Source organism: Nocardia sp. Tas62D01, from assembly GCF_055232035.1.
Genome location: NZ_JBUYUZ010000001.1, coordinates 6,420,209 through 6,440,804, shown reverse-complemented (window position 1 = coordinate 6,440,804; position 20,596 = coordinate 6,420,209). Strand labels below are relative to the sequence as shown.

The following is a 20,596-nucleotide window of genomic DNA, read 5'->3' as shown; positions in this document are numbered from 1 at the left end:
TCTCGTTCCGGACGCACGTTCGAACCCGCTCAGGGCAGGCATCGGCCGCCCCACCGTGCGCAGGCCGGGCCGTGTCAGCCGACGTTTCACTTTCAGCGAATGGCGCGCAACAGGACTCGGCGCACCCACCGACATCGACCACCTCCAGCAACGTATCACCATGCTCGAACAACAGGTCATCGACCTGCGACTGCAACTCGAGGAACGAGACCAAGACCTCGCCGGCACCCGCGCCGCAAACCGCGAATTGATGACCCAGCTCAACGCTTCACGACAAGCCAGCTGACACGCCCACCGAATCACTTGCACAACACCTGTTGCACACCATATTCTTCAGAAATCAGCCACAGGACCTGCAGAAATGCAAAAGATCCAAGGCTCTATCGGCCCGGGAATCCCAGAGAACCACCGCCACTCGGGACTCGACTACCGGACACCACTGGAAGTCCATGACGATTACCTGAACCGGCAGCAAGCGGCATAGAAATCAGCCATTGAGCGACTGTCCGGCAACCGCGGGGCCCCTCGAGGGCGTGCGGGCGATGTTCAATACACGGTGAACGAGCTCAGTCCATACCAACGATAACAACGAGGAGTGTGTGATGGCTGGAATGACAGTCGGTTTCGTGGGTCTCGGCGCGATGGGGCAGGGCATGGCTGCCAGCCTGCTGCGGGCGGGCCATCGGGTCCGGGTCTGGAACCGCTCCCCGCAGCCGGTCGCCACGCTGGTCGCCCAGGGCGCCTCGGCAGCCGACAGCCTCGCTGACGCGTTCGCCGCCGAGGCGGTCGTCTCCATGCTGGCCAACGACCAAGCGGTCGAGCAGTTGCTGCTGGACCCGGCGCTGCTGGCCGGCGCGAAGGCCGCCGTGCACGTCAACATGGCGACGGTCTCGATCTCGCTTGCCGAACGGGCCCAAGCCCTGCACACCGAGCACGGCATCGGGTACGTCGCCGCGCCCGTCCTCGGCCGACCCCAAGTGGCCGCAACCGGCGAACTGAACATTCTCGCCGCCGGCGACGCCACAGTCTTGGCGAAGGCGGCACCACTGCTGTCCGCGATCGGCCGCCACACTTGGCATTTCGGCGCCCAAGCGAGCCATGCAAACACCGCCAAGATCAGCACCAACTTCCTGATCGCCTGTGCCATCGAGTCGATGGCCGAGGCGTGCACCATGGCCGAGGCCAACGGCGTTCCGCCCGCCGACCTGATCGAGATGCTCACCGGCACACTCTTTCCCGGGCCGATCTACTCCGGCTATGGCGCGATGGTCGCCGAACGCCGCTACGAACCAGTCGGCTTCCGACTGCCGCTCGGCCTCAAAGACGTCAACCTCGCCCTCACCACCGGCGCCGCGGCGAACGTCCCGCTGCCGTTCGGCAGTGTGCTGCGCGACGCCTTCCTCGACGCCCTCGCACACGGCGACAACCACAAGGACTGGGCCGCCGTCGCCGCCGTGGCTCGCCGCCGGGCGGGGCTGCCCGAGTAGCTCTCACGAGCTCGTCACCCAGTTGTGTTCCTCGGCTATGTGCTCGACCAGCTCCGCGACGCTGATCACGGGCCTTCAAGCTCCCATTTCTCAATCAACGATGCGCTCAGGTGACCGCGGGCCGCAAGCTGGGCGCGCGATAGGCCGGCGCGCTCGCGGATTTCTCGTAAAACAACGGCTGCGGCCGCTCTTGGCCTTGCGCCGGCGATGGGTCTGCACAGCTCGTCCAACCACCACGACAACCGGAAAGCAGCGCGATGCACTGCGCAGAGATCGGCTACGAGTATGGGTTGTGACCAGCGAAAAATGGTCCTTCGAGACCGATCCGCGCGCGGGACACCGACGAATGCGCCTACGAGGTCGAGGTGTACCAGGCCGATGACGGGTCGATCATCGACATGTGGGGCGGCGCCCTGATCCGCGAACCCACGGCCCCCCCGACCCGGAATGAGGCCAGACACCACCGCAGTTCCGGGCGATGAGCCACGCGGAGGTCACCCAGTTGCTCGATACGCAATGGTGTCCGCGCAGGAACCCGACGCCGCTGGTACAGCTGTTCGCCCAGGGCTACCGACGATGAGTGGGGCTGAGGTCGTAGGCAGGTGGGCTGATGGTGGGCCGCACTCCTGAGCATCGGGATACCCAGTGTTCTGGATGCGTGATGCTGTTCGGCCGGAGTGCGCAACCGCTATCCGCTTCCGGTTGTCCGACACGATCCCCGTCTAGAAGTCACTGATCATGCAGTGATCATTCCTCGGTGGCGGGTTTGTTTGCCGGTGGCGGTGAGGTGGTAGCGGCCGTCGATCTTGTGGGACCGGTAATGGATCGCGGGGTCGGTCACGACGGCCCGGTCGAGTGGGCTTGCCAGGATGCTGTCGTTCAAGATCTGCATCAGGCGGAAGATCAGCGCCGGCGGGAACTTCACCCTCGACACAGCCGGTTGCCGCACTATCGGCCGACCGGCGTCGTCGACACCCGGGTCGGTCGGCAGGTACACGAGGAAGTCCAGAGTGAAGTCGGTCCGGTTGTACCAGCAGGTGAACCCGTTGGCTCAACGCCTCCGGCACGATCACCTCGACATCGGCCTGCGGCCCATGCGGTTCGCTCATCCGCGACCACCTTTCACCGGTCGACGAAAGGGGACACCACCCACATCGTGTTTCGCCTGGGGAGAAACCGCACCGCAGGCGGATGGCCGAACTGGTCGGCGTCTACGACGCTGTCGCGGTGCCCCGCACCGCCTCCGACGTCATCGCCCGCCCCGGCGCAGACGGCTACCAGCAGCGGGCACGCGGCTCGGAAGCGGCCGGTAAGTGGCTGACCGCCTCGATCGCCGAGGACGCCGCGACGGTGATCGCCGCCGGATCTCGATAGCGACCCCGTGTCGGTATCAGCCTCGGCGGCCTGCTACACACACCGACCCGGCGCGGACGATGTCATCGCGAGACATGGACGCGGTTTTCCGCGCTCAACATCCAGGCCTGCTTCTCGAGCTGGTCGATGATGGTGTGCAGCAGGTCGGAGGTGGAGGGGTCCTCGGCGTCGACCTCGTCGTGAACCTCCCGCAGGACTCCGGCGGTGTGACGCAGTTGCGCGGTAACCACGTCGACGATGACGCTGGTGTCCAGTTCGCCTGGGTCGATCGCGGGCTGGTCGGCAGCGGCAACGGTCCGGGGGCGTCCATCCGGCACGGTGTCGAGTGCACGCATGCGTTCGGCGATGGTGTCGCTTGCTCCGCGGGCGTCATCGACGATCTCGTCGAGCTGCAGGTGCAGGTCGCGGAAGTTGTGGCCGACGACATTCCAGTGCGCTTGCTTCGCATTCAGGTGAAGCGCGATGAGGTTGACCAGAACGCGCTGCAGGTGTGTGGCGAGGGTAGTGGAGGCGCGGAAGCCATTGGTTGAGTCGAAGCTGGACATGATGTTCTCCCTTCGGTGCGAGAGCGGACTATTCGAGCCACAGGTTCGAGGCCGACTTCGACGGAAGTGGTCAGAGGCCTAGACATATCAGCGGTGACGAGCGCGGCGTTGACGGTGCTGCGGCGACAGCATATCGACGCCGTAGATCGAGGGCGATACCTCCGACCAAACAGAGTCTAGGCCGGTAGCGGGAGTCCCGAACCCGACACGGTCTCCGATATGGAATCGCGACACTTCCCCCAACCAGTGTGCCCATGTGGCCGAAAGATTATGCGGTGTGATCAAACCTTTACCGATCAGTATCTTGGCAGCAACTGTCGCCTATCGGTCGAAGTAAGGAAATCCGAAATACAACGTTACGTCGAGATCGCTTCCGCACTCCGCGTTCCACACCCACCACGCTGCGGCACGTGGGGCCCACTTTCGAGAAAAGTCACGTTAAACGGTTTCACTATGACCGAACAGGTATCTGGAGCGGGCTGTCGCTGCGCCTGGATGTAGTCGGCGATGCCCTGCAGGTCGGTGGCCGGGCTGATGATGACGCCCACCGGGACGTCGATGTCGAAGATCTCGTGCAGCAGGTTGGCGAAGGTCAACGCGGACAACGAGTCCCCGCCCAGATCGCTGAACTGCGCATCAGGACGCAGATCGCCGGCCGCCGCGCCGAGCAGCGCCGCCGCAGCCCGGCTGACCCTCTGCAGCACCGGCTGGTCGGCGCCAGCGCGGCGCAGTCGGCGTAGCTCGTTGTCCTGACCGTGGGCCAGATCGGCATACAGCTGCTCCAAACTCGGGCCGTAGTGTTGCTCGAGCTTCGGGCGCGCCAACTTGCGCGTGCCGGTGGTCAGCAGGCCGTTTTCCTGGCTGAAAGGCGTCGTCTCGATGATGAAGTCGCGGGAGATTTCGTAGGACCGCAACCCGGCCTCTTTCGCGAGGTCCTGCAACGACTCGCTGATCCGTGACTCCAGCGATTCGGTGTCATAGCCGGCCAGTGCCTCCTCGGTGGGCACGATCACCGCCAACAAGTAGGGGCGTGCACTGTTGCCGTAGAAGTAGATCTGCCGCACCAGCGGGCTGTCAGCGAACACTGCCTCCAGCTTGGAGACCGCGACAAACTCGCCCTGAGACAACTTGAGCACATTGTTGCGCCGAGCGAGATAAAGGAGCTGGTCGGGACCGGTCTCGGCCAGGATGTCGCCGCTGCGGTAGTAGCCATCGGCATCGAACACCTCGGCGGTGACGTCCGGCCGTCGGTAATAGCCGGCGAACATCTCCTCGGATTTGACCAGCAGCTCGCCGCGGGGGTGGGGCTGGTCGGTGTGGAAGTACCCCAGATCCGGGACGTCGACCAGCTTGTAGTCGATCACCGGCGGACGCTGCACACGGCCGTCGATGTACACGAATCCGTCCTCGGTGGAGCCGTAGCCTTCCCACACGTGCAGGTCGAGGAACTGTTCGACCCACGCCGCGAGCTCCGGTGAGAGGGGCTCGGAGCCCGTCATCGCCGATACGACCCGTCCGCCGAGCAGGTTCTGCCGCAGCTCCGCCACCACCTCGGCTTCCACTGCCGCCTGGTCGGCGCCGGCGACAGACCGCCGGTCCAATTCGCGTTGGTACTCACCGAACAGCATCTCCCAGATTCTCGGCACGAACATCAAGTCGGTCGGGCGCATCAGTGCCAAGTCCTCCAACCGCCAAGTCCTCCAACAGGGTCGACAGGTCGCTCTTGGCGGCGAAATAGGCCGTGCCGCCGCAGCCGAGCGATGCATACACGATCTGCCGGCCCATGGCGTGGCTCATCGGCGTGAAGTTGAGCGAGATGGACGCAGCGCCATCAGGCCAGGGCGATCCGCGCGACCGGCGCCAGAAGTCGGCGACCAGCCGTTCGGGATACATCGCACCCTTGGGTGCGCCGGTACTACCGGAGGTGTAGACCAGCAACCACACCGGGTCGTCCTCGACGGAAACGAACACCGGCGCGGCGGGAAGCCGTGCACCGCGCGCGACGACATCGGCCAGCGTCTCCACAACCACTGGGCTGGCCGCTTCGGCCAGCCGGGCACGAGCGGCTTCCACCGCCGCGCGGTGGTCGTCCACCTCGGGCCGATGATCGAACACGACCAGCCGAGCGGGAGCGTGGCCGGTCAACACCAGGTCGACGGCAGTGGACAGGTAGTCGATGCTGCAGGCGATCACGGCCGGCTCGGTCTCGGCGACAATGAGCCACAGCGTCGCCACCGGCGCCGGTCTGCAGCGGAACCGACACCGCCCCCAGGCGCATCAACGCCATATCGACCGTTGTGTAGTCCACGCTGGTGAAACCCAGGACACACACGCGATCACCGGGCCGCACCGGGTCATTCGACCAGGCGGCGGCGATCGCGCCGACGCGGTCCCACACCAGCGCGTAGGTGATGGTCTCGAATCGGGGCGGCAACTCAGCCCAGGTGCGGCCGGTGGCCGGGTCCGCAACCAACCGCACCGCACGCGCTCCGAGCGCGGGCCGGTCGGCGTAGCCCTCCATCACAGTCTGCACAAGCTGCGGCAGCCGCAGCCCGGGCCGCCGGATCGCCGCGGAGATCGCCTCCTCCGGGCGGGCATCGGCGAACTGCGTGTCGGTAGCAGACAAGCTCTGAATGCGGCGCGCGAGCCCTCCTTACCAGTACCGGTAGACATCGAAACCTCCTCTTCGAACGAAATTTTCGGAGGCCGACGGCGTTGTCGGTCACAGGCGCAGCAGTGACCGAGCCGATTCGAGAAAGCCAGCCGGGCTACGAACCCGGATCGAACTCGATCACGTGGTCAGCGAAGCGGGGGCGCGCTGCGACTGCGGATTTCGGTGACGCCGGTGATGCCGATGCCGTCGTTCAAGGTGACGACCGACCGACTCTCGCCCCTGGTCAGATCCGTGCGGGCCTTGTGCCCGTACGGCGCTCATGACGCCGAGCGTGACGTCACCGTGCCGACGAACGGCGACCCAACCATGCGGCGTGATGGCTGATCGGCATATTCAGCGACGCGCAACACGCAATGACGCAACAGATTGTGCGACGGCAACTTTGGCCGTGTGGGTATCGTGCATCGAGTTGACCATCACAAAGTCGTGGATGATTCCCCCGTACGCCGACGGGGACCAGCTTGTCGTTGACGTCGACTATCGCGCGATCCACCGTGCCCAGAGGTCGTTACCGGCTACTGGACTCCGAGACCGGCCCGGAGGAATTGGTCGAGTACACGGAAGAACAGTAGTGGTTCGTCGAGTTGGGGAAAGTGGCCGGCGTTGGGAAAGATCTCGATGCGACTGTGGGGTACTTCACGGCGGAGGTTGTCGGCATGTGAGGCGGGAATCGTTCTGTCCCTGCCACCCCAGACCAACAGCGACGGAATCGTTTCGAATTTCGAGAGATGATGTTTGGCGCTGACCGTCTGTCCGCGCAATCCCACGACTGCACGGGTGGATGCCAGAAACGCTGCTCTCGAAGACTTGTCCGACATAGTCTCGAGCCGTCGCCACGTTTCGGTAGCGCCGCGACTCGGTTGCACTGAAAACCCGAGACGTCCCAGTCGTCTGAGTGCCGTCTCGGTGTTGCGCCGGACCCAGTCGGAGGCCAGGATCGGCAGCACCACTTCACTTCCAGGCAAGGTGGCCGCCTTGAGGAACAAGCTCACCTCGGGCCCGAGGCCCCCGCTGCTCACCAGACACAGCCGATCGACTCGCTCGGGAAAGAGGTATGACAGTTGCATCACGATTCCGCCGCCGAGGGAATGCCCCACAAACGCTGCTGTGGGAATCTGCAGATGATCCATCAAGTCGCGGAGAGTGGCGGCGTGGGAGCTCAGTGAGTAGTCACCAGCGGGTTTGTCCGACTGTCCATGTCCGAACAGGTCGGGTGCGATTACTCGATGCTTCTTGGCGAGCTTTGCGATCTGCGGCATCCAGGACTCGTGCGAGCCGAGCAGACCGTGCACCAACACTGCCGCGGGTCCGTCACCGACGTCGACGAACTTGAGGACGTCGTTGTGCAGGACCACGGACTCGAGTTCGTAAGGCGACATCGTGCCCTCTTCCGTCGCTGTGTTCGACCAACAGAGCGTCCGGATCGGCCTGCGCCGCTGCCCCGGCTGCAGCTTCGACTGCAAGACACCACTCGCCCTAGTGGGAAGCGGAGTGCAGAGCGACGGCCGAACACCACACCCATCCATCTAGACCTGCTTATCTTCTCACGTGCGTGCGGTAGTCACCGCAACAGTTCGCCGACCCCGACATACTGCTCAGCCCCAACAGCCGAGCTCAATTCCGACTCGTCACCGACACACTCACCCCCTTGCCGCCGGAGCGGACCAGATATTTGCGCCGATAACGTCGCTTTGGGGTAGACCACAAAATGACACTCAAAGTGGCCAACCGACACCATTTCCGGCTCTTTCTCCCGTAAACGTTCAGTTGTTTGGCCGGGACGTCGTGGCTGCGGCGGCGAGGGCGTCTTCATCGACGCGCCAGTTTTCGTAGCCGCGTTCGTGGTCGGGGAGCGTGTCCAGCAGTCCGGCGTGACGCCGTCGGTGAACTGCCGTGGGTTCGTGCGAGCCTAGCGGTTCGGGCTGCTCTGCCGGTCCGGCTGCTGCTCGAGTTCGTCTGCTCGAGTTCGTCGCTGAGCGGGTGCTCGGCGACGGTGGCGTAGCGCAGTGCGGTGGAGGGCTCGATGTAAAACACCAGCGACAGGTGCAGCGGGTCGGGCCGGTGAGGTCGCGGATGCGCTCGCCGCGAAGCCGAACAACAGTGTGAGCGCCCCAGCGGCCCGGCGAGAACCCGGAACGCGACAGTGGCACCGCGCAGCGGCCGGTACGTAACCTGGGGCCCGGTCGCGGACGCGGACGGGCCCAGCCGCCGTGTTATGCCATGACGGAACGTTTGTCCTTCGGCAGTGCCTCGATCATCGATCGTGGAAGGTTCAGTGTGTCGGCGCTGACCTGTGATGGTGTATTGGCCATCCACTGGGTGGCCGAGATGTCCTTGAACAACGGGTTGCGAAACATTTCCAGGAATTTCAGTGGCTCGTCTCCGAGGTTCTCGATGTAGTGGCCGTAGGCGAAGGGGACGTAGCCGACGTCGCCAGCTTGGAAGTCGAATGTCCGATTCAGTCCAGAGCTGGCGAAGACTCCCATGCGTCCGAAGCCGGAGATGTAGTACTGCCATTCGTCGTCGGTGGGGTGCCAGTGCAACTCGCGTAGGCCGCCGGATTCGATCTCGACCAGTGCGGCGGCGATGGTGGTCGCAGCGAAGTTGGAGTGGTCGGCGATGCGGACGCGGCCGCCGGGGAACTCCAGGGGTCGTTGGGTAAGCAGGTTGTGCTTGAACGTGCGTGGTACGTCGCCGGTCGGGCTGAACACTCGGTCCGCTGTCAACTGGCGTGGGACTTGGCCTTGAAAGATGTACTTCTCCTTCTCCGGCAGGTGGTCCAGTTGCTCGGGTCGCCAGCCGAAGTTCTTGGCCAGCACGTTCTTCGGCGTGTGCGCGAAGAAGTCGCTGATCATGAACGTAGAGTTCTCGGAGAACTCACCGTCGTCGAAGACGAGTAGGAATTCCACACCCTCGGCTAGGGCCTGGATGTGGTGCGGGACGCCCTTGGGGAAGAACCACAGGTCACCTTGTTCCACATCTTCGAGAAAGTTGCGGCCCTCGTGGTCCACCGCGCCGATGCGGCAGCTGCCCTGCAGTACGTAGCCCCATTCGGACTGTTTGTGCCAGTGCATTTCGCGGTAGGCGCCCGGGTTCAGCTTCATGTCGACGCCGGCCAGAGTGGTCGCGACCGGCAGTTCGCGCTGGGTGACCTCCCGTGTCCGTAGCTATTCACCTGGGGTGGTGAGGTTTTCGGTGGTCGGTGTGGTATGCGTGCGTGGTTATGGGGCGGCTGCGGGTGTGAGGGCAGGCGGTAGCCACGGACCGGTGGTGAACAGTTGGGTGAGGGCGTCGAGTTTGTCGAGGCCCCATTTATGGGCGGTGTCGAGGTAGGAAGTGACGATCGCGAAGTCGGTGATTCCCTGCAAGGTTCGCCATGCTCCACCACTGGTTCGTTGCTGTATTTTGACTGGTCGGAGCGTTCTTTCGGCTTCGTTGTTCGAAAACGGGACGGTCAGGTCGGTCGCGAACCGCAAGATCATGTCTTCGTAGCGGGTGAACCGGGCCACCAGCTTGCGGGCGTCGGCGGCCAAGGTAGTTTTCCGGTCACGGTTGTCGTCGCGGCCCAGCCCGATCGCACCGGCGTAGGCGCGGCGGATCCCGGTGAGGGTGTCGGCGTCGAGAGCCGATGCCTCAGCGGCGCGGGCCCGGCCAGCGGCGGTGTGGGCGTCGAGCAGGCAGTCGATCATCGCTTTCGCCCATACCTGCCCGGCTGGATCGGCATCGTGGATCGACCGCAAGTCGCGCAGCAGGTGCGCACCGCACCACGCGTGGGCCGCTTTGAGGTGCGCGTACCCGGCGTAGCCGTCGCGGACCAGTACCCCGGTGAACTCGCCGAGCACACCACCGGCATCAATATCGTCGGCGGAGCGGCCACCGACGTGCATCAACGTCAGATAGTCGGTGCAGGCGACGTGCACGTACTTCAACTCCGCGGCGGCGCGGCCGGTGGTTTCGTCGGCATGCAACACCGGCGCGGTGGCCAGCAGAGTTCGCATGTGGACGGAGAACTGTCGTTCCAGCAGCCGCGCGGCGCGGCCACGCACCCCTGCCAGCCAGCCAGTCGAAATATCGAGGCCGCACAGTGCGACGAACAGATCCCGGCTCCGCCCGATCGGTAGGTAATGCCCGCAGGTCAGCAACGCCGCCCGGGCCAGAGCCACCGGCCCGATCCGCACCGGCGACCCCGCCGCCGCGATCACCGCGACATGCTCGGGTGCCGCATCGGCCCAGTCACCGGCAGTCACTGTCCCGCACCCGCATTCGCGGGCGATACGCCGATACTCGGTGATCACCGGCGCCGCCGCCGGTGCCGTGTCCACGACCTGGCGGCGTTCGCAGGCGACCTCGGCGGCACCGTCGAGCGAACACGAACACCCCTGGCAGCGGGGCGGTTCCAACCGGATCGTGTGGTTCGGGTCATCGTGCAGTGGCCGCGACGTGCCTGCCGAGCCTTTCTGCTTACCCGCCGACCGCCCCGACCGGGTCCGCGACGACCGCTTCTTGGCCGGTTTCTTGTCATAGGGCGAGTCCGACCCCGACGACCACCCCGAGTTCGACGAATCCGCAGCCAACCGCCGCTCCAGCACTGCGATCCGATCCGCCTGCGCCGCAGCCTGTTCGGACTGCGACCCCACCAGCGCCTTCAACTCTGTGTTCTCCGAACCCAACTCCACATTCGCGGCCCGCAACTCCGCATTCGCGGCCCGCAACTCCGCGTTCTCGGCCAGCACCACCCTCACCTGCGCCGTCAACTCGGCCACCCGCTCAACGAGCTGCTCAACCGACGACGCTCCAGACACCCCGCCACTATGCCCGACAGGCCATCACAATCCAACCGACACGCCATCAAACCCCAAGGGGGACAGCTGAATAGCTACCCGTGTCCAGCCGCCCTCCTCGATGCGGGTGTGTGCCATGGAGAATGAGAACTTCATGTTCGGCAGCGTTCCGCTGTCGGTCTCCGGCGGGGTGATCAGGTCGGGGTTCTGCCGGTCGAGTTCGATGTTTCGTGGACCGGTGTCAATGCCGCCCTTGCCGTTGCGCTGGGGCTGAGGAATTCCATCGTGAATGCGGTCTGTCTCCATGTGAGCCCATCCCTTCGCCGGACCAGAGGCCCATGACCGGCCGGTCGCGGTAGAAACCGATGAGCAGAAAGACCGCAACGGGCACGCCGAGTTTATCGAGTTTGTATTGCCCGAGTTTGTATTGCCCGAAATTGCATCTCCCACAGCGGGCGTCCGTGGTCTACTTGCCTAGAACAACAGCCAGTCGCTGGTCGCGAATCCTGCGCTGGTTCCGGCACCGACGCCAAGCAAGGCCGCACAAATAGCGAAACCGCGCACTCCGACGATCCACCTAAGGGTATTCATCCCAGGCAGGTATTCAACGATCACGGCAGGTGTCGGAGGATCCATATCGCGCTCCCGGTGCGGCCCATGTCCAGCTGCTCGACCGTGCGGTGTGTTCACACATAACAGCGACATCGGGCTGGGAGCGGGACAGAACGAACCAACCAACTCCGAGCCAAACCACGCACCGTAACCAAATAACGGGAAGTGAACGATGTCCAGGTCGTCTGGCGCATGCGGCTGGAGGCCAGGCGCGGGTAGGGTGCCGGACATGAGGGCACTGCTCACCGGGTTCGGCTTGGCCGCAACACTTTTCGCCACCGCTTGCCCTGCTTCGGCAGCCATCCCATCGGTCCGGGGCCGTCGGGGAACTATCGGGTGGAGCCGCAGCCGCAGGGCTGTCACTATGTGGTCGCCGCCGACGGTGCGACGCTCCCCGATCCGGCTGCACGCCGGGCGCACTGAATCCGCTTGTCACCCAAGATACGTTGGCGACTACGATCTGCAAATCCGGTTACACCAAGTCGATTCGCCCGCCGGAATCCATCACCGATCAGGAGAAGAAGGACAGCGCGCGAGGGTACGGCTACACCGGGTCACTAGCTGATGCCGAATTCGACCATCTCGTCCCGCTCGAACTCGGCGGCGACCCCAACGACCCACGGAATCTGTGGATCGAACCCGGCCGCTCGACCAATCCGAAAGACCGCGTCCAGGACACACTGAACGAGCGCGTTTGTTCCAGCGCGGTAGCGCTGGCGACGGCGCAGGACGCAATCGCCACCGATTGGACCACCGCGCTGGATGTCACACGGTGATCACGATCCCGCGCTGGTGACGACCCATCCCGCGCGGAACCCAGTCGCCGAACATCAGACACGCACTCGCTCCCCAGCGCGGGGTTCTAGCTCATGTGTGACACGTCGACCCGGTTTGGTCGTCGTCCGCGGGTGGCTGCCGACTATCGAGTTCCCAGTGGATCGGGCGCGGTGTCGGTGGCATCTTCGATCGCGGTCTCAACGGTGGTCCCCTCGATCATGGCCACGCGACGCTTGTTTCGGTAGTTGTAGGCGATGCCGATGATCAGGATCGCCAGGAGTGCGGCTGAGGTGCCGTAGGTGCCCAGTGCGAGTCCGCCGCTGGCGTGGGGTTTGGACAGCCAGTCGCCCACGGTCGCGCCGAGCGGACGGGTGAGGACGAACGCCATCCAGAACAGCAGTACGCCAGAGATATTGGTGAGGTAGTGGGCGGTGAGGATCAGCGCCATGACGACGGCGATCAGGAAGCCGCTGCCCCAGTAGCCGAGGCCTGAGCTGTCGGACAGGTAGTCGCCGAGGGAGGTGCCGAGAGTATTGGACAGCAGGATCGCGGCCCAGTAGAGCAGTTCACCACGGAAGGTGGTGATGTTGGCGACGTCGAAGCTCTGCATGCTGAACTTCCAGATCGTGAAGACCAGAGCCAGCCCGGAAATGAGCAGCACCGCGCCCGCGCCGTAGCCGAGGCCGCCCTCGGTAGAGGTGTCCGAGCCCGGTCCGCGGTTGATGAGATCGGACATGGTCGTGCCCGCCGTGCTGGTGGCCGCGATGACCGTCCAGTAGAGCGCGGGGTGGAATCGGCGGACCCGTAACTGGGTCAGCACACTGACCGCGAAGATGACCAGGAACACCAGCGATGCCTGCGCGTAGCCGAGTTTCAGTGTCTGCGCCAGCAGATCACCGCCGGTCTCGCCCAAGGTGGTCGCGGCGATCTTGAGTACCCAGAACATGACCGTGATCTGGGGAAGTTTGTAATCGACGAGCAGACTCCGAGCCGCATGTTTCACCATCGGTGCTCTCTTTCTCCGGTGCCGACACCCTTGGGCGCGGAGTCTGTCGAAGAGCCGCTGAGAGCACGCTGAAAGTGTGTGGCCGCTCACGGCGGAAGAGCACCACCAGCTGGTCAGGTGACGTCGAGGAGCCGGTATCCGACGCCGCGGATGGTTTTCGATGCTGGCCAGTCCGAACGGGGCATCAATTTTGCGACGGAGGTAGCCGATGTAGACCTCGACGACGTTATCGGCGCCTTCGTAGTTGGCATCCCAGACCGAGCGCAGCATGTCGAACTTGGTGACGACGTCGCCCTTGTGGCGCAGCAGGTATTCCAGTACGCCGAATTCGCGCGGGGTCAGCGACAGTTCGTGTCCTGCGCGGCTGACACTTCGCCGCGCCGGATCCAGGGCGAGGCTGCCCGCAGTAAGTACCGCGGGTCGCTCCGAAGCGCCGCGGCGCACCAACCCGCGCAGTCGGGCGATGAGGATGATGAAGGAGAAGGATTGGTGAGGAGGGTGGCGTCGCGGCAATCCTTCGGACAGGTCCGCAACGCCTACATCCGAGTGGTTAATCGCGCCAATGGCGCCGAGCTGGCCTGCACCGACAACGAAGACTTCCTCTACACCGTCTCCATAGGTTGGTTCTGCTGGTCTATAGGTGTTCACACATCGCACCGCCCATCGGGCACAAAGGCACCAGACCAGAACAGCCGCGCCCCCGCACAGTCGGCCACCCGGCGGGTCGAGATCCTCGCCTTATCAGGCTTGGCCTCCGATGAGTATCTGTGTGAACACCACTGCTTGGACGATCATCGCGGCTGTGCCGACGATGCCGAGGACGAGTCCGACCATAACTTGCGCACGGCCGCTCAGGACGCCGCCGGATCGGTTGATGTCGATGAGGGCTTGTCGGCTCATCGCCCAGGCGATCGGTGCGCAGATTCCACAACAGGCCAGTCCGAGCACGCCCAGAATCAGAGCAGTCGAAGCACGTGGATGCTCGATCGGTCCGCCGATGGGCTTTCCGTACGCGTCGATCGAGACCCCGAGCATGCTTCCCGCTTGGAACCCATAGGGATCCATCATTCCTCGACGCTATAACGCGGTATCCTCCCCGCACTGTTGCCCGCATCCCCGGCGAGACCTTCAAGCTGCCGCAGGCGTCAACAGTGCTGGAATGCCGCGCACCTGAAAACACAGCCGCTAACTCGCGGCACACGGCTGGTCACGACCCAAAACATCCGAACCTGCCCGGCGACGACCTGCATACTCAGGTTGGGTCCGATGTCCGCCGCGGAGATCCGCGAACTCCTCACCCGCTCTGTTCGACATCCGGCCCGGGCCCGCCCGGAACGCCGACCGGAGCCAGAGTCGATCTAGGCCGAGCACCTCCAGGGTCGCGAAGGTGCCCGAAATTTGCGGTGGCGCATCTCAGCCTTCCGCCCAGACCGTCGCAATCGCCGATCGACGACGTACCGGGTCGCGCCACTACATTTTGGCGCGTACGCGGACACTGGCTGCCCTAGTTCACGCCTTGGGGCGGCGGCATGCCAGGCTGTGATCACCAACGCGGTTACTGCGATGTGTGAATCCCGGTTTCCTGGCCCCAACGGTTGATGCGTGCTTCGAGAGGTTGCAGGCGACCGCTGTAGATGTTGTGCAGCTGTTCGCGTGCGGCGGGTCGTGCGAGATCGATGTCGTCGACCGTCATGGCGATCATCTGAAGTTCGCTGAGGAATTGGTCTCGCTGGTGCGGAAGGCTCGCCTTCTCCGCCGGTGCGAGGCGGGGGTCGTGCAGCAGGTCTTCGTGCTTGCGACGGATCAGCTCGTCGGTCGTGTCGATCTCCTCACGCAGCCACCTCCAGTACTCGTTCGGAGTATTCCCGACGGTCAGGATTTCGCGAATCACCGGAACCTGCACTACTTCCCGGATCAGATCGTTGAGCTTCTCGTTGGCCCTTCGCCAGGCGACAAAATCGCCGGTGCTGCAGGCGGCCAGTGCCTCCGTTCGAATATTGTCCTGGCGGAATCGGAACGGTTGCCCATCGGCCGGTCGATCGCGTTCGAGCAGGATGACGAGCTGGGTGAGCGAGGCCATCCGGTCCTCGAATTCCGCCAGCGGCGGTTCCAGGTAGGCTTCGGGGCCCTCGCTTTCCTGCAGCGTTTGCAGGATGGTCTCGGCCTCGAGCAGCATATGGTGTGCCTTCGCCTGATCCTGGGTGCGAACGATCAACCCCTCGAGAGCGGTCAACCGCTGCTCGAGTTCAGGTGCGGCCTTGGCAGATTCGACCTCGTGCACCTCCGGGCGCACCTGCCGCCAGGCAGCGTGGGCCCGGGCGGTCCGTGCCTGGATCTCCTCCCACTCGGCGACCTGCCGGACGGGGATCTCGATCACCGCGGTCGCGGTCCGGTCCAGGTGCGGCAGCCGGACCGAGGCGTGGATCGCCCAGCCCGGGGCGAATTCGAGGGTGAGCTCGACCGCGGTCCCGGGTGGGACGTCGTCGGGGAGGTCGTGGATCTGCACCGACCCGATCGGGATCCGTCCCTCGTAGAGACGCACCCGCAAGGCTGAGCCGGCGCGCGCGGTTTCCAGGCGGTGGTACGCGCGATGCGGAATCTTCGTGCCCGCCTTGACCACTCGGTCCAGCCGCCCGTCCACCAGCTCGACCGAGAAGTCGTGGGCGAGTACGTCTCCAGCCAGGTCGGGCACCGCTGGCGGGCTGTCCGGTCGCGCTGTGAGGTGGCCGGTGTCGACTTCGCGGCCGTCGACGAGAACTCGTACGGTGAACGAGCTTTCGCCGTCGGCGGCCAGTGGCACGTCGATGAACAGGAAAGCACCGTCGTCGCCGGTGATCTGCTGCTCGAGGGGTGCACCGTCGGACGGTTCCACGACGACGGAGATCTGCTGTCCAGCGGTGACCGGTAGCAGTACGTGCCCGGCGATGTCGACCGAAGCCCCTTGGGGCACTAAGTTTTCCAGCTCCAGCATGGTGCTTCGGGTGCCCTGGCTCGTGGCCTTCAGTGCCGCACCCACCGCGATCACCAGTTCGGGATGGAACAACCGTGGTGCGGTACCGAAGCGCTGCTCCAGCAGCCGCCCGACGAGCGGAATCCGGGACGACCCGCCGACCAGGACGATCTCGTTGAGATCGGTGTCGGTGACCCGGGCCTTGGACAGCGCCTCGGTGCAGTGGTCGAGCGTGCCGCGCAGGAAGTCCTCGATCATCCGGTCGAAATCGTGCCGGCCGAGGGGGAGATTGATGTTCATCGGCAGCCCGGAACGATCCACCAAATCCTGGCTGATGATCTCGGTCTCGGTCTCCCGCGACAGCTCGTGCTTCGCGGTCTCAGCCAGGCTGAGCAGCCGGGCCAGCAGCTCGGCGTCACGTGGTTCGTTCGGCCGGAAGCCGAGGTCGTAGCCGGGCAACTGGGCGATCATCCAGTCGACGATCGCCTGATCGAAGTCGTATCCGCCGAGATACCGGTTGCCGTCGAAGGAGCGGCTGCTGAAGCCTCCTGCGGGATCCCAGGTCACCACCGACGTGTCGAAGGTGCCGCCGCCGAGGTCATAGATGAGAAACCGGCTCGCCTCGGACTCCGGCTGGCGGTATTCGTGCATGTGCGCCAGTGCCGCGGCCACCGGCTCCATGAGCGTCTCGACCACCTCGAGGCCGGCTTCCGCGCCGGCCTGTGTGGTCTGGGTCTTGGCGCTGGTTTCGAAGTAGGCGGGCACGGTGATGACCGCCCGGTCGATCGGCATGCCGATCGCATCCTGCGCCACCGTCTTCAGATGGCGCAGCAGATGCACCGAAGCTTGGAGCGGGGTGATCGTCGCGTGCCCGGCGGTGACCGGTTGATCGGTGCCCATATTGCGCTTGAAGAACATGGCAGGCGGCGAACCAGGAAGCCGCGCTTTACGTTTGGCGAGCGCTCCAACCTGTGGGGTGCCGTCGGGGGAGATCCACACCGCCGACGGAGTCGTCAGCGACAGGTCGGGATTGGTGACGATGAGGGCCCCGCCGAGAGGTCGCAACCGGCGGCGGTCGATCAGCGCCTGCTTGTTCGGGATGTCGGCGTCAGCGGGTACGGCGACACAGCAGTTCGTGGTGCCGAGGTCGATTCCGGCCACAATGGTCATTCGGCGTCTCCTGTTCAGCGCAGGGCGTTGAGGTCTGGTCCGAGCGCGGACGGCAGCAGCCGCGGCAGGACTGTGTAGTCGAGCGGTATCGTGTTCTCCGGCATCGGCTCGTCGGTGTTGTCGGCTGCGGACTCCGCACGGTCTTGTGCTACTGCGGATTCCAGCGATTCCGCGAGCGCGAGCAGCTCGGACAGGTCGGCGATGTCGGGGCCGGCCGGCACCGGCCGGTGGGTGAGTAGCTCCGCGGTCAGACGCGTCCCGGGGGTGCTGAGCTGTTCCTCGGCCGCGTTGATCTGTGCGGCGGTGAGAAGTTCGCCGAACAGTGGAAATCGCTTGGCGTCGAAGGATATTCGCTTGCGACGGGCGGCGACTCGAGTGCGGGCCGTCGCTGGATCGGCCGTGGGCTCGAGATCGAGGATCTGAAAGGCCGTGGCATGGTACGGGTTACGATCACGCCATTCCCAAGGATTCAGTGCTGCCATTGTTCCTGTTCCGATTTCGCTATTGGTATCCGAAGCCGTGCAGACGCACCTGGCCCAACATTTCTGCCTTGGACGCGAGTTCGTGTGCCGAGTCGTAGGGCGGTATTTCGGGCAGCCCCAGCCGAATGGCTCGCTGCAGATGTTCGGCGGCCTCGCGGCCCCCGCTGACGTGAGCTGATTTCATCAGCCGGTCATAGGCGATGAACAAAAGGCAAGTGCCCAGCCAGAATTCGTGCCGGGCCAGTTTCGCGGCGAAGGCCGCACGATCGGTTTCCGACACTCCGGTCGGCGACGTTCCGGCGGGTTGGCCGACCCGGAGGTAGGTGAGTCCGAGGCCCGCGACAATCGGCGCCACCATCTTCGAAATTCGTTCCAGCAACAGCCGGGACGGGTACATCGAATCCTGAGCGCTCTGCCGGGCCTCGACATGTTCGATACCGACATCGATCGCTGTTTCCCCGATCTGCACGTTGTCCGGGTCGATGTTCAGCCAAGCTGCGGCCATGTCCAGCGCGGGCCCGTGGTGGCCTTCGCGCGCCAGACGCCGCATCGGGACTTCGATATCGTGGGTCACTTTGGACCGTGCCCGGGCATTGGCCGCCGCGGGAAGCGGGGACATTCGAATTAGTCTCACGTGCTCGCGTGCGCGCGGAGGATGGTCCCTCCACAGCGCCCGGATCCGCGTCACATGGGGTTCGAGCAGACGCTCCGGCAGTTCCGCACGGACCTCCTCGATCGCGCGGACCACCTCGTCCGGCGTGGCATCGGCCATCACCGTGTCGAGATGTTCGCGCATCGACCGCCAGAAACCGGGGTCGCCGTACAGCCGTGCCCAATGATGCAGAGCCCGCTCCCAATGCGCGAAGGCGGCATTCTTGCCGTCGAGTTCCAGCTGGTAGGCCCGGGCGTGTTCGGCGATCGCCTGATGGTGCACGGTGATCGGATCGTTGTCGTCGGCACCGTGCTCGTCCCACAGTCGCATCGCCTGCGGTGTCCACGGGTGGGTCACGCCGTCCACTTGCAGTGCCGCCACGGCCAGCCGGGTGAATTGTGGCTGCGGGGACGAGCGGTCCATCCGTGCGGTGATCTCGCCGATGCGGGCGGCCGACTCCCGCAGATCCGCTGCCTGGTCGCCGCGCGCGTTGTCGAGCAGTTTCCGGACGTACGCGAGCAGGGCGTCTGCCTCCTCGATGCGGGCGTGCAGGGCCGCTTGTGCGGCCTTCGCGAGACTCGCGTGCGCGATCCCGCGATGGAAGGCGCTGAGTTCGGCTCCGGACTCGGCAGGTCCGCCTGGGTGTTCGTCTGCGGGGACCGACGCCGCTGACTCCTCGGCGGCGGCCTCGGCCATCGCGAACCAGATGGCCTTCGGATCGACCATTGACCGGGTGACCCAGCGGTCCTGGTATCGGTCCATCAACGCCTGCGTGCCGACCGCGAGCAGTCGGCTGTCTTTGTCGAGGAACCCGAGGATGAGATGGGCGTTCGCGATCATGTCGCGGTCGGCGTCGAATTCGGCCGGAGTGCTGAGAACCCGTCGCAGCTCGGCTCGGGCCTTCGGCAGGTTGTTCTCGCGCAGCCGAGACAAGGCAGTGATGAACGTGACCGCGACGCGGAGAGGGCGGTCCGGTAGCTGCTCTGAGGCGTCCGCCAAACGTGCGGCGGCCGACCGGCCGTGCATCACATCCGAAGCAGCCAGCACCACCTGGCGGTTGACATCGACATAGCCGGTCAGCTTGGGCAGGCTCGATGCCGGGGGCCTACTGGGAGCCGGCGGGGGTGGTCGCCGGGTGGTGTCGGACCCGACGAGCGGTTTCCGTGGGGACGTCGGACGGTCTGCCGGCGGCTTCGGCCCGGATGTGGCCTGGTTGGCCGGTAGCGTACCGCTCGGTTTCGGCTGCGGCCGTTTTTCCTTGGTGGAGTCACCGCCGAATCGCTCCGCGAGTTCGTAGCGGCGGGCCGCGGACCTTTTGTCGCCTCGCTCGGCAGCGCGATCGCCCAGCAAGCGATACCACTCCGCTCGGGTGTCCGGTCCCAGCGCGTACATGACCTGCCACGTCACCGAGGACCGCCCGCTGAACGCGTAGTCCTCGAAGTGCGTGTCGACGAACTCGGTGAGGTAGGCAGTGGCGATTATCCGGAACTCCGGTGACACGTCGGAATCCTTGGCCCGCAGGGTGTTGCCGAACCAAACGCAGAGCGTCGAGGGCCCCGACTCTCCCACACCCGACTTCATCAGCTCGGCGGCAAGGGCCCACGACTGGGCGAACGAGCCCGGATCCGGTGTGCGCAGCCAGGCGCGGAACACTGCCTGTACGGCAGCCTCGCTCGCGCCGCAGCGCTTCTTGAAGCCGGGGAGCAGCCGCATCGCCGCATCCGGGAGGACCGCGGCGGCCTCGACGAGATCGGATTGCAGCTGCTGCGTGTCCGGCGGTATCCCGGCGTCGGCTTGCTCCAGGAACTCGTCGATCATCGAAAGCCGCCGCCGCGCCCGGTCGGCGGGGCTCAGCTCGGGATCGGGCTGAGACCGACGTGCTGCGCGGTTCGGCGGCTGGTGTTGTTCGCGACGCGGCGGCCGACGCTGTTCGAGGCTCGGTGGCTGGTGCTGTACCGGGCCCGGCGGGGGGCGTTGTCCCTCGTCGTGCCGCCCGTCATCGCGCGACGACCATGGCCACTTCACTACGCCGCCACCACCATCCGAAACAATTGCCGCCCAACCTGTCTCGGCGCGAATACCGTCG

14 protein-coding genes and 4 pseudogenes are annotated in these 20,596 nt (G+C 65.1%); 5 read left to right on the top strand and 13 right to left on the bottom strand.

What is annotated here, in order from left to right; all coding sequences use genetic code 11:
* Positions 1–160 precede the first annotated feature (160 nt).
* Complete coding sequence (locus ACV7NQ_RS30720; RefSeq protein WP_463362780.1) at positions 161–286, top strand: hypothetical protein; 126 nt, start codon at positions 161–163, stop codon at positions 284–286.
* A 316-nt stretch (positions 287–602) separates the two neighbouring features.
* A complete protein-coding gene (locus ACV7NQ_RS30715) occupies positions 603–1,487 on the top strand; it encodes an NAD(P)-dependent oxidoreductase (RefSeq protein WP_463362779.1) in 885 nt (294 codons plus the stop codon).
* 736 nt (positions 1,488–2,223) lie between these two features.
* On the opposite strand, the gene ACV7NQ_RS30710 is transcribed toward ACV7NQ_RS30715, so the two are convergent.
* Entirely contained in the window at positions 2,224–2,412 is a 189-nt protein-coding gene (locus ACV7NQ_RS30710; RefSeq protein ID WP_463362778.1) for a hypothetical protein, read from the bottom strand.
* Positions 2,413–2,678: 266 nt separating this feature from the next.
* On the opposite strand from ACV7NQ_RS30710, the gene ACV7NQ_RS30705 reads away from it, so the two are divergent.
* Positions 2,679–2,861: a hypothetical protein gene (locus ACV7NQ_RS30705; protein WP_463362777.1), complete on the top strand. Its 183-nt coding sequence runs from the start codon at positions 2,679–2,681 to the stop codon at positions 2,859–2,861.
* A 62-nt stretch (positions 2,862–2,923) separates the two neighbouring features.
* Here ACV7NQ_RS30705 and ACV7NQ_RS30700 read toward each other — a convergent pair whose 3' ends face one another.
* From ACV7NQ_RS30700 to ACV7NQ_RS30675, 6 genes and pseudogenes are all read right to left on the bottom strand, one after another.
* Positions 2,924–3,406 carry a Dps family protein gene (locus tag ACV7NQ_RS30700; protein ID WP_463362776.1) on the bottom strand — a complete coding sequence of 161 codons (483 nt, stop codon included), beginning with the start codon at positions 3,404–3,406 and terminating at the stop codon, positions 2,924–2,926.
* 479 nt (positions 3,407–3,885) lie between these two features.
* Positions 3,886–6,079 (bottom strand): annotated as a pseudogene (locus ACV7NQ_RS30695) (AMP-binding protein); the annotation flags it as partial.
* Positions 6,080–6,595: 516 nt separating this feature from the next.
* Positions 6,596–7,459 carry an alpha/beta fold hydrolase gene (locus tag ACV7NQ_RS30690; RefSeq protein ID WP_463362775.1) on the bottom strand — a complete coding sequence of 288 codons (864 nt, stop codon included), beginning with the start codon at positions 7,457–7,459 and terminating at the stop codon, positions 6,596–6,598.
* Between the two features lie 834 nt (positions 7,460–8,293).
* Positions 8,294–9,232: pseudogene (locus tag ACV7NQ_RS30685) on the bottom strand (cupin domain-containing protein); the annotation flags it as partial.
* Positions 9,233–9,301: 69 nt separating this feature from the next.
* Positions 9,302–10,792 carry an IS66 family transposase gene (tnpC, locus tag ACV7NQ_RS30680; RefSeq protein WP_463365536.1) on the bottom strand — a complete coding sequence of 497 codons (1,491 nt, stop codon included), beginning with the start codon at positions 10,790–10,792 and terminating at the stop codon, positions 9,302–9,304.
* Between the two features lie 114 nt (positions 10,793–10,906).
* A complete protein-coding gene (locus tag ACV7NQ_RS30675) occupies positions 10,907–11,167 on the bottom strand; it encodes a hypothetical protein (protein ID WP_463362774.1) in 261 nt (86 codons plus the stop codon).
* A gap of 752 nt (positions 11,168–11,919) precedes the next feature.
* On the opposite strand from ACV7NQ_RS30675, the gene ACV7NQ_RS30670 reads away from it, so the two are divergent.
* The gene (locus ACV7NQ_RS30670) at positions 11,920–12,249 is read left to right on the top strand and encodes a hypothetical protein (RefSeq protein WP_463362773.1); all 330 of its coding nucleotides are present in this window, start codon (positions 11,920–11,922) and stop codon (positions 12,247–12,249) included.
* 143 nt (positions 12,250–12,392) lie between these two features.
* Here the strand turns inward: ACV7NQ_RS30670 and ACV7NQ_RS30665 are convergent, their stop codons facing one another.
* Together ACV7NQ_RS30665 and ACV7NQ_RS30660 are read right to left on the bottom strand one after the other, a co-directional pair.
* Positions 12,393–13,256 carry a COG4705 family protein gene (locus ACV7NQ_RS30665; protein ID WP_463362772.1) on the bottom strand — a complete coding sequence of 288 codons (864 nt, stop codon included), beginning with the start codon at positions 13,254–13,256 and terminating at the stop codon, positions 12,393–12,395.
* Positions 13,257–13,369: 113 nt separating this feature from the next.
* A pseudogene (locus ACV7NQ_RS30660) lies at positions 13,370–13,739 on the bottom strand (winged helix-turn-helix domain-containing protein); the annotation flags it as partial.
* Positions 13,740–13,766: 27 nt separating this feature from the next.
* Between ACV7NQ_RS30660 and ACV7NQ_RS30655 the strand changes: the two are divergent.
* Positions 13,767–13,844, top strand: a pseudogene (locus ACV7NQ_RS30655) (chemical-damaging agent resistance protein C); the annotation flags it as partial.
* 153 nt (positions 13,845–13,997) lie between these two features.
* On the opposite strand, the gene ACV7NQ_RS30650 reads toward ACV7NQ_RS30655, so the two are convergent.
* The 4 genes from ACV7NQ_RS30650 to ACV7NQ_RS30635 form a co-directional block, all read right to left on the bottom strand.
* A complete protein-coding gene (locus ACV7NQ_RS30650) occupies positions 13,998–14,324 on the bottom strand; it encodes a DUF4190 domain-containing protein (RefSeq protein ID WP_463362771.1) in 327 nt (108 codons plus the stop codon).
* A 487-nt stretch (positions 14,325–14,811) separates the two neighbouring features.
* Complete coding sequence (locus ACV7NQ_RS30645) at positions 14,812–17,376, bottom strand: Hsp70 family protein (protein ID WP_463362770.1); 2,565 nt, start codon at positions 17,374–17,376, stop codon at positions 14,812–14,814.
* A gap of 14 nt (positions 17,377–17,390) precedes the next feature.
* The gene (locus ACV7NQ_RS30640) at positions 17,391–17,858 is read right to left on the bottom strand and encodes a hypothetical protein (RefSeq protein ID WP_463362769.1); all 468 of its coding nucleotides are present in this window, start codon (positions 17,856–17,858) and stop codon (positions 17,391–17,393) included.
* A 19-nt stretch (positions 17,859–17,877) separates the two neighbouring features.
* A complete protein-coding gene (locus tag ACV7NQ_RS30635; RefSeq protein WP_463362768.1) occupies positions 17,878–20,328 on the bottom strand; it encodes a hypothetical protein in 2,451 nt (816 codons plus the stop codon).
* Positions 20,329–20,596: the final 268 nt, after the last annotated feature.

Coding starts and splice junctions, on each gene's coding strand:
- ACV7NQ_RS30715 (WP_463362779.1), top strand. CDS start 603: ATGGCTGGAATGACAGTCGGTTTCGTGGGTCTCGGCGCGATGGGGCAG.
- ACV7NQ_RS30650 (WP_463362771.1), bottom strand. CDS start 14,324: ATGATGGATCCCTATGGGTTCCAAGCGGGAAGCATGCTCGGGGTCTCG.
- ACV7NQ_RS30705 (WP_463362777.1), top strand. CDS start 2,679: ATGGCCGAACTGGTCGGCGTCTACGACGCTGTCGCGGTGCCCCGCACC.
- ACV7NQ_RS30690 (WP_463362775.1), bottom strand. CDS start 7,459: ATGTCGCCTTACGAACTCGAGTCCGTGGTCCTGCACAACGACGTCCTC.
- ACV7NQ_RS30675 (WP_463362774.1), bottom strand. CDS start 11,167: ATGGAGACAGACCGCATTCACGATGGAATTCCTCAGCCCCAGCGCAAC.
- ACV7NQ_RS30635 (WP_463362768.1), bottom strand. CDS start 20,328: ATGATCGACGAGTTCCTGGAGCAAGCCGACGCCGGGATACCGCCGGAC.
- ACV7NQ_RS30700 (WP_463362776.1), bottom strand. CDS start 3,406: ATGTCCAGCTTCGACTCAACCAATGGCTTCCGCGCCTCCACTACCCTC.
- ACV7NQ_RS30645 (WP_463362770.1), bottom strand. CDS start 17,376: ATGACCATTGTGGCCGGAATCGACCTCGGCACCACGAACTGCTGTGTC.
- ACV7NQ_RS30640 (WP_463362769.1), bottom strand. CDS start 17,858: ATGGCAGCACTGAATCCTTGGGAATGGCGTGATCGTAACCCGTACCAT.
- ACV7NQ_RS30720 (WP_463362780.1), top strand. CDS start 161: ATGCTCGAACAACAGGTCATCGACCTGCGACTGCAACTCGAGGAACGA.
- ACV7NQ_RS30665 (WP_463362772.1), bottom strand. CDS start 13,256: ATGGTGAAACATGCGGCTCGGAGTCTGCTCGTCGATTACAAACTTCCC.